Source organism: Streptomyces sp. NPDC005925, assembly GCF_040638805.1.
GTDB lineage: Bacteria > Actinomycetota > Actinomycetes > Streptomycetales > Streptomycetaceae > Streptomyces.
The window spans coordinates 1-14,838 of record NZ_JBEXVL010000019.1; the positions used below are offsets into that span (position 1 = coordinate 1).

A 14,838-nucleotide genomic window follows, 5' to 3' on the forward strand; every position below is an offset into this window, starting at 1 on the left:
TGTCGCAATCCACACCAGGCCAGAAGGCCCTCACCCATTTCAAGATCGGTCAGCCGTGAGCCCTGTCACCGTCCACAACCTCCCGGGACAGAACACCTAGTCGGGCTGCCGGGGTCCGGGGCGAGCACCCCCGGACCCCGCCGCACGCTCCGGCCGCCCACCCCGTGCCCGTACGCGCACCGCCCGGTCCGCGCCCCGGCGGCCGAGGCTGTCGCTGGTTTCACGCTCAACGGCGTCGACCGCACGGGCCCGGACAGTCTGCGCACACGGGAATACATCTGTTGTTAACGTCGTCAACGAGTACTTGCATTGATAGCACCGGTGGCCCTGTGTACGGTTGCCTGTATGACGGACACCCCCCACTCGCAGGCCAACCCGCTGGTCACCGGCTCTGAGATCGCCCGGCTGGCAGGTGTCACCCGCGCAGCCGTCTCGAACTGGCGCCGGCGCTACGACGACTTCCCGGCACCGTCCGGCGGCGGGGTCAACAGTCCGCTGTTCGACCTGGCCGAGGTACAGGCGTGGCTGGACAAACAGAGCAAGGGACAGGACATCTCGGTCGAGGTGCAGCTGTGGCAGGCGCTGCGCGGAGTGTACGGCGACGACATGCTCGGCGGACTCGTGGACACCGCCCGCCTCCTCGCCGGGGACAAGGCACCCGAGGAACTTCCGTCGGAGATCGTCCGGCTCTCGCGGGAACTGGCCGGGGCCGATGGCGCGGCAGAAGCGGTGGGCGTTCTCGCGGAACGCTTCACCGACTCCGTACGCCGGGCCGGATCGGACCAGATCACCTCACCGCGCATCGTCCGCGCCGTACGCCACTTCGCCGGCGAGGTGGCATCCGACGCGGTCCTCTTCGACCCGGCCTGCGGCATCGGCTCCCTCCTGCTGGCCGTCGGACCCGAGCAGGGCCCCCGGCGCCGCGGGCAGGAATACGACACCCGCAGGGCCACGTTCGCGCAGCTGAGGGCCGACCTCGGCGGGCGCGGCGGCGCCGTCGTCGTCACGGGGGACTCCCTGCGTGACGACCAGTGGGCCGACCTCAAGGCCGACCTCGTCGTCTGTCATCCGCCCGTCGGTGAACCCGACTGGGGGCGCGAGGACCTGCTGCTCGACTCGCGCTGGGAGTTCGGCCTCCCGTCCCGCGCCGAGAGCGAACTCGCCTGGCTGCAGCACGCCTACGCGCACACCGCGCCCGGCGGCCGGGTCCTCCTGGTCCTGCCAGCCTCGGTCGCCTACCGCAAGGCGGGCCGCCGGATCCGCCGCAAGCTCGTCCAAGGGGGCATCCTCACGCAGGTCACCGCTCTTCCCTCCGGCACGGCGGCCGCGCACGCGCTCCCGGTGCACCTGTGGCACCTGCGCCGCCCCCGGGCCCCGAAGGACGTGGTCACTCATGTCCGGATGGTCGACCTGACGACGGGTGATCCGGACGGCCCGCTGGAACCGGGCCCCGAGCAGGTGGCCGACGTTCCCCTGCTCGATCTCCTCGACGACGCCGTGGACCTCACACCGGGACGTCACGTCGAGGACTCCCACCGCGACTACGCGGTGGAATACCAGGCGCTGCGGCGGGAGCTGACCGAGCAGCTGCGACTGCTGGCGGAGCTGCTGCCTGCCCTGTCGGCGGGCGGCAGGCCGAGCTCCCCGGACGGTCCCACCGTGAGCGTCGCCGACCTGGCGCGCGCGGGGCTCGTCGAGTACGGCGACCCGGAGCCCGTCTCGATCAGCGACCAGCTGGACACCGACTACCTGCGGGGTTTCCTGCGCAGCGCGGCCAACACCAGGCGCTCCACGAGCAGCAGTGGCACCTTCCGTCTCGACGGCAAGGGCTCCCGCATCCCGCAGATGGACATCGTCGAACAGCGGCGGTACGGGGCGGCCTTCCGCGCGCTCCAGGAGTTCGAGGAGCGGACGCGGAGACTGGTGGAGCTCAGCCGGGACGCGGCGGCCCTGGCCAGGGACGGCCTCGGCAACGGCGCGCTCACCCCGGAGAGCTGACACACGGCGTCACGGCACGAATGGGCTCGCCGACCCGCTCCACGTCACGGCCAACGCCTCCCGCGCCCGTGTGCACGCCACGAACAGCAGGCACCGTTCCCGCAGCAGATCCGACTCGTGCTGCAGGGCGTCCACGGAGGCGGGGGTCACCTCGCGGGTGAACGGCACCGCGCTCGCCGTCACCCCCAGGACGCCGACGCAGCGGAACTCCAGCCCTTTCATGGCGTGCATGGTGGCCAGCCGCACCCCCTCCGCGCCGGGCCCGGGGTGGTCCCGGACGCGGACCACCGGTATCCCGGCGGCGGACAGCTTGTCGTGTGCCTTGTCGAGCAGCACGTTGAAGCGGGTGCAGACGCCGATCTCCGACGGCCGGACGCCCCGGGCGATCCAGCCCTCGACGCGCTCGACGAGCGCCGCGACCTCCGCCTGCTCGGACCCGTACCCCGCCGCCTGGGGCCTGCGGCCGTGCAGCAGGGAGCGGTAGCCGGCCAGGCTGTCGCTGCCCTCGCCACCCAGGTCGTCCACGGGCACCGCACCGAGGATGCCCGTCGACCAGGCGAGGATCTCCTCCGTGGAGCGGTAGTTGATGCGCAGCCGGTGCGTGCGTCCGGCCACCGGGATGCCCAGGGAGCCCAGCGACACCTTGGCGTCGTAGATGCGCTGATGCGGGTCGCCCGTGATGAACAGGTCGTCGCTGCCGGGTGCCACCGCGCCGCGCAGGACGCGCCACTGCGAGGGATGCAGGTCCTGCGCCTCGTCGACCACGACGTGGTCGTGCGTCGGCCCGGAGGCGGCCAGGAGGTCGGCCGCACGCGCGCACACCGACAGGTGTGTGGTGGCCTTCTGCGCCCGCAGCATCGACTCGAACGACTCGACGGCCGACCACAGCTGGTCGCGCCGTGACGACGGCAGCGGGCTGCCACGACCGCGCCGCCGTGCGGTGCGGTAGGCCTCGGCGGTGCGCAGGTCCTGGGCGAGGACGACGTGCCGGTACTCCTGGGCCAGGAACTGATCCGTCCACGGCAGTCCGAGCTGTCTGACGACGCGCTGCCACAGCTGCCGTTCCTCCCGGTCGCCCACGGGGGCCGGCGACCTGCCGTCGAGGCGGGTCACGACACCGTGCGCGTACGCGTTGACCGTGGTCACGTCGACGCGGCCGAGGAGCGTACCGTCGCCGTCCAGCAGCATGGACAGGTTCTCGCGCAGCGAGCCGGCCAGCGCGTTGGTGTATGTGGTCAGCAGGATCCGGGTGCCGGGGGAGCGGGTGAGGAGGTGCTTGACGCGGTGCAGGGCCGCGACCGTCTTGCCGGTGCCGGGACCGCCGGTGATCTGGACGGGCCCGCCGTACGAGACCCGGTAGGCGACCCTGCGCTGCGACGGGTGCAGGAACACGCACCAGGCCGCGAACGGCTTCTCCAGGATGTCCGCGAGCTCTTCGGGTCCGGTGACCAGGGTGATGCGGCTCGTGGTGTTGGCGATGGCGACGGCGAGGCTCTCGTCGGGGTCGGGGCCCGCGTCGACCGGACGGCGGACGGCGACCACGTCCCGGTACACCTCTTCGGGGCTGAACCCCTCGGCGAGGTACTGGAGCACCTCGCACTGGTCCTCCGGCAGCAGCGTCTCGAACGCCGCGAGCTGTGCCTTGTCGACGATGGTCCGCACGGCACGCAGCACCTGCTCGTCGATGCCGAGTTCGCGCAGCACGGTGTCCGAGTACGCCGCGAAGAGCAGGGAGCCCGCGGCGGCCGCCGCTTTCCGCAGGGCCGGGGTCAGCTGCTCGATGGCGACCACGTTGCGCACCTCGAGGGCGCGCGTCGCGGAGTTCGTCGTGTACAGCCGCTTGGCCGCCCAGGTGTACGCGTCGTCGTGGCGTACGACGTTGACGAGCAGGAAGACGCCGCTGCCGTCGTCCGGGGCCAGGACGACTCCGCGCCAGAAGTCGTTGATGCGGATGGTCCGCATGCGCGGGTCCTGCGCGCCCTGCACGGACTCGAGGTGGAGGCCTTTGTCCGCGTGCAGTTCGGCCACGGTGAGCTGCTGGAACTTCTGCATCGCCTTGCGAACGCCGGCCTTGACGGGCTTTTCCAGGACGTCGTAGCTCTCCCAGAAACTGTTGGCGAACGCGAGCTGCGGCACGAGGCGAACTCCCCACCCTGAACGGACACTCCGCAGTCGATCATACGCGCGGCGTGTTCATCAGCCGTCCGGCCACCTCCTCGATGCCGGCGAGCAGTCCGGCCGGTTCCTGGTCCAGGTCGAGGGCGTGCTGGTGGAGGACGATGCCCGCGTGACGCACCCGGTGGGAGGTGTGCGGGGCGTTGCCCTTCGCGTACACGAGATGGCCCTCGCGCAGGCCGAGGGCGGTGCAGTAGGCCAGCATCTGGTACAGGTCGGCGTCCGGATAGCCGCCCGGCCGCCCGGCCTTGTACTTGGCGTCCACGACCGCGCAGGGCGTGCCGTCCGGCCCGTACAGCACGAGGTCCGGCCTCATGCGGATCACGGCGGCCTCGTCGAGGTGGTGCGGGTCCTGGAGGCGGGCGACGTACCCGCCCGGGCCCCGGCCCCGGTCCTGGACGGTCTCGCGCAGGGCGGTCGTCACGAAGTCCTCGAAGAGCTTGTTCATGTCGAAGAGGAAACCGTCGACGCGCAGGTCGCCGGGGGTGTGTTCGGCGGAGGCGCCGTCCAGGACGACGCGCGCGAGACGGAGGGCCCGGTGGTAACGGGCGTTGAGACGGGTGGGACGCCAGTCGGGAATCACCTGCCCCCGCACCGGCGCCGTGACGTCGGTGAGGCGGGCGCGCTGGTGCAGCAGCCGACGGCGTACGTCGCGGGGTACGCCGGGCAGGCGCAGGAGCCGTTCGACGGCCGCGCGCAGGATGCGGTTCTCCGCGATGTCGGTGGTGAACTCGTCGTACGCCACCTCGACCGGCGGCATCGTCCCGAAGCGCCGCCGTATCTGTTCGGCCTCCCGGATCCGGCCACGGACGACGAGCGCGGATGCCTCGGTCTCCCGGTATCCCTGCAGCAGGCCCTGGCGCAGGGCCCGGTCCACCTGCCGTTCCACGGCGTGGGCGAGCGCGGGCAGCAGGTCGCGGTGCTCGGCGACCTCGACCTCGCCGTCCCGCCAACTCCGTCGCGGATCGGCGCTGTAGCCGAGCAGGAAGAAGATCCGGGCGACGGGCACCTTGGGCGTGACGCGCACCGTGACCGGCCCGTCGCCGCCCGGTGCCGTCACGGCCACGGCACCGACCTTGCTGCCGGCCCGCAGCGTCCAGTGACCCGGGGTGTACGGGTCGGGGTTCGCCTCCACGACGCGCAGAGCGGCGAGGGCACGGCCGACGGCGTCCGGCAGGGCGAGCCGGGTCGCCGGCGCGTGCTCGACCAGCTCGACGGACCGCACCGGTTCCCCACCGGACCCTGTGGGCACAGCGGGGGAGAGGGGGGACACGGCGGGGACGCCGGGCACGGGGAAGCTCACCCCCCTGACCCGCGCAGCGCCGCCAGCCCGTACCGCTTCTCGATGTCCACGCCCTCCCCGTAGTGGTGCTCCTCCAGCAGGGGCAGGATCTTCGTCCGCCACGTGCGCTCCAGTCCGCCTTCCCGGTACACGCCCTTCTTCATCAGGTACGAGGGCCCCACGCGGAAGTCGGGCTCGTCGATGCGGGCGTTGAGCGCATCGAGCAGGTCGGCGGGTTCCGCGTCCTTGCCCTCCCTGGCCAGCCAGCGGCGCAGCAGGCCGCGGGTCGGTTCCGTACGAGGCGAGAGTTCGACGAAGGCGAAGCGGCGGCGCATCGCGGTGTCCACCAGCGCGATGGACCGGTCGGCGGTGTTCATCGTGCCGATGACGAACAGGTTCGGCGGGAGCGCGAAATCGTCGCCCGAGTAGGTCAGCCGCACCGACTTGTTGCGGTACTCCAGCAGGAAGTACAGCTCGCCGAAGACCTTCGCCAGGTTGGCCCGGTTGATCTCGTCGATGATCAGGAAGTGCGGGATGTGCCGGTTGCCCTCGCGGGAGGCCAGGTCGGCGAGTTCACGCAGCGGCCCGGCGGTGAGCCGGAAGGCGACCTCCCTGGTCTGCGGGTCCTCCTGGGGCCGGAAGCCCTCGAAGAAGTCCTCGTAGGCGTACGACGGGTGGAACTGCACGAGCTTGACCTGCTCGGGCCCGCCACCGAGGAACTCGGCGAGCTTCAGCGCGAGATACGTCTTGCCGGTGCCGGGCGGACCGTACAGCACCAGCTGGCGTTCGTCCCACAGCAGATCGCGTACTTCACGCAGCCACTCGGTGTCATGTACGAGTAGTTCCGCGGAGAGTGCGTCGGTCGGTTCGGGCAGCTCGAGCTCGCGGCGGGCGGTGATCGCGGGAATCTCCGCGCTCGGATCCTGTTCTGTGGCCTCGGCCTCCTCCACGAGCTCCTGGTCGGTGAGACCCAGCCCGTCGAGGTGGGCCTGGACGGAGGTGAGGTCGACGATGTCGTGCTGGACTGACAGCTTCTGCTGGAGCTCCTCGGGCAATTCGTCGTACGCGTATCCGGTCATCCGCCAGTCCACCGGTCTGCGCAGATTTGATCGCCGGTCTTCGGACTCGACCTGCTCGGCCTCACCGGTGATCTCACCGATGTACAGCTTCCCCGCGGAGATGGTGCACACGCTGTCACCGGGCCTCATCCGGGAGAGGAAGGCGTAAAGGTCCTCGACGAGCTGCTGCTTCTGGCTGTAGGTGGCGGTGGATTCGTAGTCCTCTTGGACGAGCATGCGTAATTCGTCCTTGCTGGTGCCTGGCCGGACCCCGGGCCGTAGGCGGGAGGCGGCCAGTGCCACGAGTGCTTCTGGCAGCCAAAGGCGCTGGACCACGTCGAGGCCGGCGACATTCGAACCACGGACGAGCCAGGAGCGGTTGGGGGCGGCCGACGGCTGCCCGAGGCACTCGATGAGTGAGCGGCCGTCGGAGACGGATTTCCAGACGTCCCACCCGTTGAGGCTGCATCCGCTGACAATTTCAGCGGCGGCCGACGGTGAGGTGCACTCGATGTCCGACACCGTCTCCAGACATCCCGGCCACCGCTCGGACGCACGGATGATTCCCTGGTCGATCAGTCGTCGACGTGTTGCGTACGAGGGGGGCTTCCGGGCCAGGAAGGAGGGGACGGGCTTGGCCCTGACCGGGGATCCCGCCGCCACGACGAAGGTGATGCTTCCCCGCGTGCCCGGCTCGGCCGGCGCCCACCCCCGGGCCACCGGGCCCCCGTTCGGCAGCCGTAGCTGAAATGCTGGATATGGCATGTGTGTGTCGCCCATGGTCGCCGCTCCCGCTGAACAAGTATCCGCCAAGACAGTAAGGGCGCCCACCGGCACCCGAGGCCCGGCAACCGGGCGCCTCTCCGTCGCGCATCCGCCGGCCCGCCCCTCAGGTCAGGGTGTTGGTCAGGTGCGGGCCCATGTAGCCGACGTAGATTCCGTGGTCGGCGCACGCCCCGTCGTAGTAGTGCAGCCGCGGTGCGATGGTGTTGCCGCCGCCGATCCGCAGGTGGGCCCCCATGAACAGCTTGCCGTCGGGGTGGACGTGGCGGGGGACGGGGAAGGTTCGCGCCCGGCTCCACTCACTGTTCGCCTTCACGGACTTCGACTCGTCCCTGACGACCTTGCGGGGCGAGATGACGTGCATTCCCTCGGGCGCGTCCGCGCACCACTGCTTGAAGTCGCTGTGCGCCGTGCCGCTGACGACGGCCTCCGCGAAGTCCTGGAGTGCCAGCAGGGCGTCCCAGGCCATCCGGACCCACGACGATCCGTAGGCCTGGTCGTCGAGTTCCAGGGTGTCCTTGCGCCGGCCGCTGAAGTGGACGTGGGGCATGCCGGTGATGCGGTCCAGGATCTCGGCGAAGGACGTGGGCGCGTTCACCGAGGGTTCCACCGCCGCGTACGCCTGCTCGGCGGAGGCTCCGAGCCTCAGGAGCTCCTTCTGCAGTTCGCGTACCTGCGCCTTGGCCCGGTGGAGTTCCTTGTACTGCTCGTCGTAGTCGACGACGATCTGGGTCTCGCTGTCCTCCGCCCGGCGCAGTTCCCGCTTGAGGTCCCGGATCTCGTCGGCTCTGACGCGCTGCTCGCGCGCCGCCTCTTCGAAGATCGCGTGCAGGGCGTCGTTCTCGTCGCGCAGCCGTTCCTGTTCGGAGCCGCCGACGGCGTCCCTGGCCCGCGTGCGCATGAGCGGGACGGAGTCCAGGGCGTCGGGCAGCGGCAGCCGGGTGGCGAGCCCTTGGGGGAGCTGGTTCAGGATGCGGGCGGCCAGCCGGGGGTTCTCGGTGATCAGCCGCTTCGACATCACGCGGTGCCGCTGGCCGTCGGCGGGCCAGGCCGGGTCCACGCCGGGCAGGTAGGTGCGGACACCCCCGTTGTACACGCGGTGGTGTTCCAGCGCCCGGTTGAAGACGGTCTCGGCCGCGGGAGTGAGGACGTAGAGGATCGCCAGACCCACCACGGGCCGGACGAGAGGGTCGATCGTCCCTTCGAGCCACGTGTCGAAGTCGACGTCGTGGGGTGTGCTCGCCATGATCACGGGGAGGCGCCGGTCGGCGTCGCAGAGTTCGTCGATGACCGCCTCGACGTCCTCCGCCTCGACGACCTGGGGCATGGCCGTCACGTCGGCCGGGCCGTCGTGCGCGTCGAGCGCCTCCAGCAGGTGTCTCGCGAGCCGGGGTGTCTTGGCGGCGTCGGGGACCGCCTCGGCGGCGTCGGGGAGGTGTTCGACGTCGAGTTGCACCCAGGTGGGCCCGTCGGCGATCTGCCGGGTCACGACGGTGGTCTGCCAGGTCCCGCGGGGCGCCGTCTCCCGGAGCCGCCAGCGCCCGTAGGTGCCGGTGGCACCCGTGACGGAGTCGTGGTCGAGCGTGACTCCCGGGGCTATCTCGTTGCGGCCCTCGGCGAACGCGTCGATGTTGTAGCGCTTGGGCGGCTGGGCGAGCCAGTTGCGCAGTCGCTCGTCGACGAGTGCGCCGGTGCGTACGTAGTCGGACCTGCTGGTGACCACCATGCGGTAGCGGCGGGCGTCCATCGGGCTGCTCCTCACGTGTACGGAAAGGCGGGTGGTTCAGGCGGTGGCGGCGGACAGGACGCGGAGCAGTTCACTCACGTCCTGGTGCCAGGCCCGTACCTCGGCGGGTGTGGGGGGCAGGTCGTACGTGTGGTAGTGACAGGCGGCGCTCAGACCGGACCAGACGGTGTACCACTGACGCGCGACGGAGGGACTGACGTACCACTGCAGGCAGAGCATGCGGGTGCGTCCGGTGCGGGTCATGCGGGGGCTGACCGACCGCCAGAAGGCGTCGAGGCTCTCGTCGAGGGCCAGCCGGAGCAGGGTGGCGGCGGCGCGGGCCCGGACACCGGGGGAGAGCGTGGTGCCGTGTGCGGGATCGAGCAGCCGGCCGGCGGCCGTCAGGAGTTCGTTCGTGGGGAGAACGCGGGTGGAGGGCGTGGGAGCGGTCACCGGGCCAGCACCTCCCTGGTGAGCCGTGTGGTGCGGCTGACCAGGTCCATGCGGTCGCCGACGGGCCTGGTCGGCGCCTGGTGCGACGCCTGGTTGAGTTCCTGGATCAGCTCCCGGGCCCAGGAGCCGTGGTCGTGGGCGACGGCGTTCAGGATCTCGGTGCGGTCCTTGTCCCGCATGCCCATCGCGAGGGCTGCGAGGGCGGTGAGCGGTCCGGGCCGGGTGACCCGGTCCTGGATGTCGCGCTGTCCGGTGCCGGCCTCGCGCAGGACGCGCCGCGCGGTGTCCTGGTAGGCGGCCTCGAGGGCGAGTCGGCACATCGAGGGCAGTACCCGGTCGGCGACCTCGGGCGGCAGGTGCGGATCGAGGGCGATGGCCCGCGCCTCCTCCAGGGCCTGGCTCACCGGGTCGCTGACGGAGGAGACGTGCACGACCGAGTCGGTCTGCCGGGACACCCGCATGACTCTCGCCCGCAGTCCGAGGCGCCGGACGGCCTCTTCGAGCCGGGTGTCGTGGGTGAAGACGACGACCTGCCGGTGCTGTGCGTACAGGTCGAGCACCCTGGCGAGACCGTCGACCTTCTCCGGGTCCATGGACTGCACCGGGTCGTCGATGACCAGGAAACCGAACGGGCTGTCCTGGTGGGTGGCCCTCGGGACGAACAGGGAGAGGGCGAGGGAGTGCAGTTCGCCCTGGCTCATGACACCGAACGCGGGCGCGTCGGCGTCGTCCACGGAGACGGGGAGACTGACCTGCCGTTGCGGGCCGACCCCCGTGAGCCCGATCGCGCCCAGCCGGACGCTGCTGCGCTCGCACAGCAGGCGCCAGATCTGCTCGGACTGGTCGGCGAACGGCTTGAACCGGGCGTCCCGCAACTCGTCGGTGAGCGCCCGCAGCCACGCGCGTACGGCCTTGACCTGTTTGAGGGCGGGCTTCGCCGCCTGCGCGGCCTCGGCCTGCGCGAGCCACGCGGACAGGCGTGCGGCGACGGGCTGCCACCGGCCGTCCTGGGCGGTGAGCTCGCCGCGGGCATGGTCACGGACCTGGTCACAGGCGTCACTGAGGACCGCGACGGCGCGCTCCGCACGGTCGGCCAGCTCCCGCGGATCCCGCACGGTGCGGCAGGCGGCCAGATCCCGCCAGAGCGCGGCGAGGGACGACTCGTCGGCATCGAGCCAGGCGGGAGCCGGGCGGGCCAGATCGTGCGCCTCCCGTACCGCGTCCACGAGTTCGCGGTGCGCCGCCTCGGCCTCGGCCGCTTCCGTCCGGAGCCTTTCGACCTGGGCCCGCGTCCTTTCCGCCCAGGACCGGTCGAGGAGGTCCGTGCTGCCGCAGACGGGGCAGTCGGAGCGCTCCGGACGGCGGCGGCGGTGTTCCAGCGCGGCGTCGAGGAGCGCGATCAACTGCCGGGCGTCCTCGGCGGTGCCGTGCCGTGCGTCGTCGGCCGCGGCGGCCGACGAACGCAGCCGGGCCACCGCCCGCGCGATCAGCGGCCGGTCCGGGCCTTCCAGATCGGCCAGTCTGCGCAGCCGGGCGAGGTACGCCCTCTCCGTGGCGCCGTAACCCTTCAACAGGGCCCGGACCGTCTCCAGGTCGGGAGTCCGGCCGGAGAGCGCGGTGATGGCTTCCCCGGCACGCGGGTCGTCCACCGCCGTCAGCTCCTCGATCACCGTGGCGGTCAGGGTCTTCGCGGTGTTCTCGGTCTCGGTCAGGGTCCTGGCCCGCGCCCGTGCCGCCGCGTCGGTGTCACTGAGCAGTTCGAGGCCCAGGATGCGGGAGATCTCGTCGTGCAGGGTGGTCAGTGGCCCGTTGATCACCGCACCGAGCTGGGTGTACGGCAGGAACGGCCGGTACAGCGACAGTTGCCCGGCGTCGATCACGTCGTGCGCGGTCTCGCCGGTGGCCCGTCCGGCCTTCTCCACGACGGTGCGGGACTCTTCGAGCTTGTCGCCGTGCCAGATCCGGCGTACGGTCACCGGCTCCTCGGCGTCCGCACGGTGACCGTCGCTGTCGCTGCCGGGGTCGAAGCAGAGCTCGACGGCGACCTCGGGGGCGGAGTGCTCGTGGAGGTTGCGCCAGCCCTTCTTCCATACCTGCGTACGCCCCTGCCAGCGGAAGTTGTCGCCCGTCAGGGCCATCTCGGCGGCCTCGGCGAAGCTCGACTTGCCGGAGCCGTTGCGGCCGACCACCAGTGTCAGACCGGGGCCGGGACGGAGCTGGACCGTGGTGGCCGGCCCGACGCCCCGCCATCCCGAGGCGGTGATGGACCGCATGTACACAGTCCCCGAGCCGCCGCCGCTCCGGGGCTGGGCGGCGGGCAGCAGATCCCGCACCAGCTCCTGTTCGCCGCTGGAGAGCCCCGACCCGGGCAGACGGGTGAGTAGCAGGTCACGCAGGTTGGTGTCGCTCATGCTCGGATCCCTTGGGCGCTGTGGACGGCTGCGGCGGGCGTGCCCACGTCGACGCGAGGGGACGGTGAGCCGTTGTCGGTCCGAGCATGGCGGAGCCTGTTAGCGCCGTCAACAGAACTGTATGAATTCCAGACAGGCGGCGTGTGTACGGGTGTTCGGGTGGGGTGTACGGAGGGGAGCCGCGCGACGTGTGCGTGTCGGCGCAGTACTGATCCGAGCCGCGCCGCACCCTGCTGGGGGTGGCGCGGGTGTCGACGCCGAGGATGTGGACGCTGCCAACTGGCGGCGCGGACAGCGCACTCGGAGCGATCGCCCGCTGTGACTGCCCGCTGGAGGCGGACGACGACGGCCCTCGGAGCGTCGGCGGACCCGTAGCCGCTGCCGTAGGTGAAGAGCCGGGTGGACGGTCGTCCGCGCTCACGCCCTGGCAGTCGTCGTGCGTGTGCGTGGCGTCCCATGGACAGCAGCGTGCGCGCGGCCGACCGTCGTGTCCCGGAGGGCTGAGCAGGAAGCCGGGCCGGAAGGCCGAGGGGTGCACAGGTCTCCGGCGACGGTGATGCCGGAGTGCGAGGCGGGGTCACGCGCCTCGCACGACCGCAACGGGTGCGAGGGTTCCCCCTACGCCCCGCCTCCGATGCGCCGTACCGCTGCCTTGATCTCGGCGAGTTCGGTCATGAGCCGGTCGGCGGCCGCGTCCAGAAGCAGCACCGGGTCGTGGGCGGACCAGAAGCGGACGACCTCGCGCAGTTCGTCCTCCCAGTAGGTCTCGGGGTTTTCCACCGGGAGCCGGAGCTGCCGGGCCAGCTCCACGAACCCGGGCCCGGGAACCCGTGAGTCCTGCGCCACGACCAGGGCCGACAGCATCGGCCTGCCGTGCTCGACCTCGTACGCGCTGACGCGTCCGAGCGCCGGGAACAACGTGCGGAACGGAGGCCGGCTCATGCCCGTGTTGAGGCCCTCGGGGTCGATCAGCAGCCCCAGTTCCTTGTAGGTCAGGCACGCCTCGCGCGGCTTCGCGATGTCGGCGTCGCGGGCGCGGACGCTGAGGACGCGGTGGATGTTCCGCTCTGTCGAGGTCAGGGTGATCACGGCGACTCCCGGAGTCGGAACGGCCCGTGGGCCGTGGATGCGTGGACGGTGGCCCGCGGGCCGTGGCAACTGTAGGGCCCTGGACGGTGGGCCGGAGCCGGATGCGCGTGGCCCGCCCTACTCGGAGATCATTCGTCGGCGTAGGCCCCCGGCGGGGCCGGACACCGTGCCCGGCTGCTCGCCGTGCCGGTCGAGCTCCGCCCAGATGGTCTTGCCGGAGGGCGGGCGGGGCTCGGTGCCCCAGCGGTCGGCCAGCGTGTCCACCAGGAGCAGTCCGCGGCCCGACTCCTCGTCCGCGCCCCGCCCCCGCAGGACCGCGGGCAGTCGTTCGCCCCGCGTGTCGCTCACCGCGATACGCAGCGTGCCGCCCCGCGCGTCGTCCGGCCCCAGCGTCAGCGCCAGCAGGAAGTCACGGCCCGGGACCCGCCCGTGCAGCGCGGCGTTCGCGGCCAGCTCCGCGACGACGAGCTCCGCCCGCTCGACGACCCCGGGCGACACCTCCCAGGCGGTCAGCTGTTCCACGGCCCTCACCCGGGCGAGCCGGGCACCGCGGCGGGTGGAGGAAAGCTGCTGCACGAACGTGCGTACGGTGGCACACAGGTGAGGCGTGGAGGCGTTCATGGGGAAACCGTGGCGGGTGAGAAGAGGCGTATTCCAGTGACCCGGCTCGTACGCTGCGTCAGCGTACGGGCGCATTTCGTGGACGGTACGGTGATCCATCCGTCACGCTGGGTGAGTTGATCGCGGGAGAGCAGCGCGTACGTACCTGGAGGTGGCCGCGGATGACGAACAGCACCGGCGGGAGTGACGACCTGGCGGCGTGTGAGGTGGAGCGGGAGCCCGAACCCTCGGACAGTCTGCGGACCTTCGGCTCCGTGGTCCAGGCCCTGCGCGAACACGCGGGCCTCAGCCGGGCCGAGTTCGCCGACCTCGTCCGCTTCTCCAAGCACACGGTGGAGTCCGTCGAACTGGGCCGCCGGATGCCGGACGAGTCGTTCGTGGAGCGCGCGGAGGAGGCCCTCGGCGACACGGGCGCGCTACGGAGGGCGGCCCGCCACCTGACACGGGGCGAGGCGGGACTCGCCGCCTGGTTCCGGCGATGGGCGCGGCTGGAGAAGGTGGCGGTGAGCCTCTATACCTACGAGTGTCGGCTGGTACCGGGGCTGTTGCAGTCGGAAGGGTACGCGCGAGCAGTCTTCGACAACAGCATCCCGCCGCTCTCGGACGATCAGTTGGAGGCGCAGGTCGTCGCACGGATGGAGCGGCAGAAGACGCTGCACGAGCGGCCGAACGTGCCGTTCAGCTTCATTGTCGAGGAGCACCTGTTCCGGCGGGGGCTCGGTGGACGGGACGTCACGCGCGGACTACTCGATCACGTCTTGGAGCTGACCGCGCCACGCAATGTCACGCTGCAAGTCATGCCGATGGATGCCGAGTTCCATGCTTGTCTGGACGGCCCCATGCGACTTTTGGAGACCCCCGAACGGCGTCGCCTCGCATACTCCGAAGGGCAGCAGAACGGGCGTCTCATCTCCGGCGCAAAAGAGGTAAGTCTCCTCTATCAGTGCTATGACACACTGCGGTCGCAGGCCCTCAACCCCAAAGACTCGCGGGGTCTGCTGGAGCGACTGCGAGGAGAGCTATGAGGACGACGGAACTCACCTGGTTCAAGTCCAGCTACAGCGGAACCCAGGGTGATGACTGTGTGGAAGTGGCCGTCACCAAGTCGGCCATCCGGGTACGGGACTCCAAGGATGTGACGCTGCCGTCCTTCGCCGTGGGGCGCGAGGAGTGGACGCGGTTCGTGCGGTACGCGTCGCACGGCTGAGCCCCTTGGCAGGGCTCAGCCGTACGGCTGCGGGA

At 71.1% G+C, this 14,838-nt stretch carries 11 protein-coding genes; 3 read left to right on the forward strand and 8 right to left on the reverse strand.

The annotated features are described in order from the left end of the window. The first annotated feature begins 345 nt into the window (after positions 1-345). A complete protein-coding gene (locus ABZ354_RS20640) occupies positions 346-1,998 on the forward strand; it encodes an N-6 DNA methylase (RefSeq protein WP_358658715.1) in 1,653 nt (550 codons plus the stop codon). A gap of 9 nt (positions 1,999-2,007) precedes the next feature. Here ABZ354_RS20640 and ABZ354_RS20645 read toward each other — a convergent pair whose 3' ends face one another. From ABZ354_RS20645 to ABZ354_RS20680, 8 genes are all read right to left on the reverse strand, one after another. Then, the gene (locus tag ABZ354_RS20645) at positions 2,008-4,134 is read right to left on the reverse strand and encodes a UvrD-helicase domain-containing protein (protein ID WP_358658717.1); all 2,127 of its coding nucleotides are present in this window, start codon (positions 4,132-4,134) and stop codon (positions 2,008-2,010) included. Between the two features lie 40 nt (positions 4,135-4,174). After that, positions 4,175-5,398, reverse strand: a complete 1,224-nt coding sequence (locus tag ABZ354_RS20650) for a restriction endonuclease (protein ID WP_358658719.1) — start codon at positions 5,396-5,398, stop codon at positions 4,175-4,177. A gap of 74 nt (positions 5,399-5,472) precedes the next feature. Continuing rightward, positions 5,473-7,293 carry a DUF4357 domain-containing protein gene (locus ABZ354_RS20655; RefSeq protein WP_358658721.1) on the reverse strand — a complete coding sequence of 607 codons (1,821 nt, stop codon included), beginning with the start codon at positions 7,291-7,293 and terminating at the stop codon, positions 5,473-5,475. Positions 7,294-7,402: 109 nt separating this feature from the next. Further along, entirely contained in the window at positions 7,403-9,043 is a 1,641-nt protein-coding gene (locus tag ABZ354_RS20660) for a hypothetical protein (RefSeq protein ID WP_358658723.1), read from the reverse strand. A 36-nt stretch (positions 9,044-9,079) separates the two neighbouring features. Then, on the reverse strand, positions 9,080-9,475 hold the full coding sequence (locus ABZ354_RS20665) for a hypothetical protein (protein ID WP_358658725.1): 396 nt from the start codon (positions 9,473-9,475) through the stop codon (positions 9,080-9,082). Beyond that, the gene (locus ABZ354_RS20670) at positions 9,472-11,886 is read right to left on the reverse strand and encodes an AAA family ATPase (RefSeq protein WP_358658727.1); all 2,415 of its coding nucleotides are present in this window, start codon (positions 11,884-11,886) and stop codon (positions 9,472-9,474) included. The genes ABZ354_RS20665 and ABZ354_RS20670 overlap by 4 nt, the downstream gene beginning before the upstream one ends. Positions 11,887-12,504: 618 nt before the next feature. Then, positions 12,505-12,975: a hypothetical protein gene (locus ABZ354_RS20675; RefSeq protein ID WP_358658728.1), complete on the reverse strand. Its 471-nt coding sequence runs from the start codon at positions 12,973-12,975 to the stop codon at positions 12,505-12,507. 117 nt (positions 12,976-13,092) lie between these two features. Beyond that, positions 13,093-13,596 carry an ATP-binding protein gene (locus ABZ354_RS20680; RefSeq protein WP_358658729.1) on the reverse strand — a complete coding sequence of 168 codons (504 nt, stop codon included), beginning with the start codon at positions 13,594-13,596 and terminating at the stop codon, positions 13,093-13,095. 161 nt (positions 13,597-13,757) lie between these two features. On the opposite strand from ABZ354_RS20680, the gene ABZ354_RS20685 reads away from it, so the two are divergent. Together ABZ354_RS20685 and ABZ354_RS20690 are read left to right on the forward strand one after the other, a co-directional pair. After that, positions 13,758-14,621: a helix-turn-helix transcriptional regulator gene (locus tag ABZ354_RS20685; RefSeq protein ID WP_358658731.1), complete on the forward strand. Its 864-nt coding sequence runs from the start codon at positions 13,758-13,760 to the stop codon at positions 14,619-14,621. Continuing rightward, on the forward strand, positions 14,618-14,803 hold the full coding sequence (locus ABZ354_RS20690; protein WP_358658733.1) for a DUF397 domain-containing protein: 186 nt from the start codon (positions 14,618-14,620) through the stop codon (positions 14,801-14,803). Before ABZ354_RS20685 ends, ABZ354_RS20690 begins: the two co-directional genes overlap by 4 nt. Positions 14,804-14,838 lie beyond the last annotated feature (35 nt).

What these genes read in the sequence shown, in the direction of transcription:
- ABZ354_RS20640 (WP_358658715.1), top strand. Translation starts at nt 346, where the DNA reads ATGACGGACACCCCCCACTCGCAGGCCAACCCGCTGGTCACCGGCTCT.
- ABZ354_RS20655 (WP_358658721.1), bottom strand. Translation starts at nt 7,293, where the DNA reads ATGGGCGACACACACATGCCATATCCAGCATTTCAGCTACGGCTGCCG.
- ABZ354_RS20660 (WP_358658723.1), bottom strand. Translation starts at nt 9,043, where the DNA reads ATGGACGCCCGCCGCTACCGCATGGTGGTCACCAGCAGGTCCGACTAC.
- ABZ354_RS20670 (WP_358658727.1), bottom strand. Translation starts at nt 11,886, where the DNA reads ATGAGCGACACCAACCTGCGTGACCTGCTACTCACCCGTCTGCCCGGG.
- ABZ354_RS20680 (WP_358658729.1), bottom strand. Translation starts at nt 13,596, where the DNA reads ATGAACGCCTCCACGCCTCACCTGTGTGCCACCGTACGCACGTTCGTG.
- ABZ354_RS20685 (WP_358658731.1), top strand. Translation starts at nt 13,758, where the DNA reads ATGACGAACAGCACCGGCGGGAGTGACGACCTGGCGGCGTGTGAGGTG.
- ABZ354_RS20690 (WP_358658733.1), top strand. Translation starts at nt 14,618, where the DNA reads ATGAGGACGACGGAACTCACCTGGTTCAAGTCCAGCTACAGCGGAACC.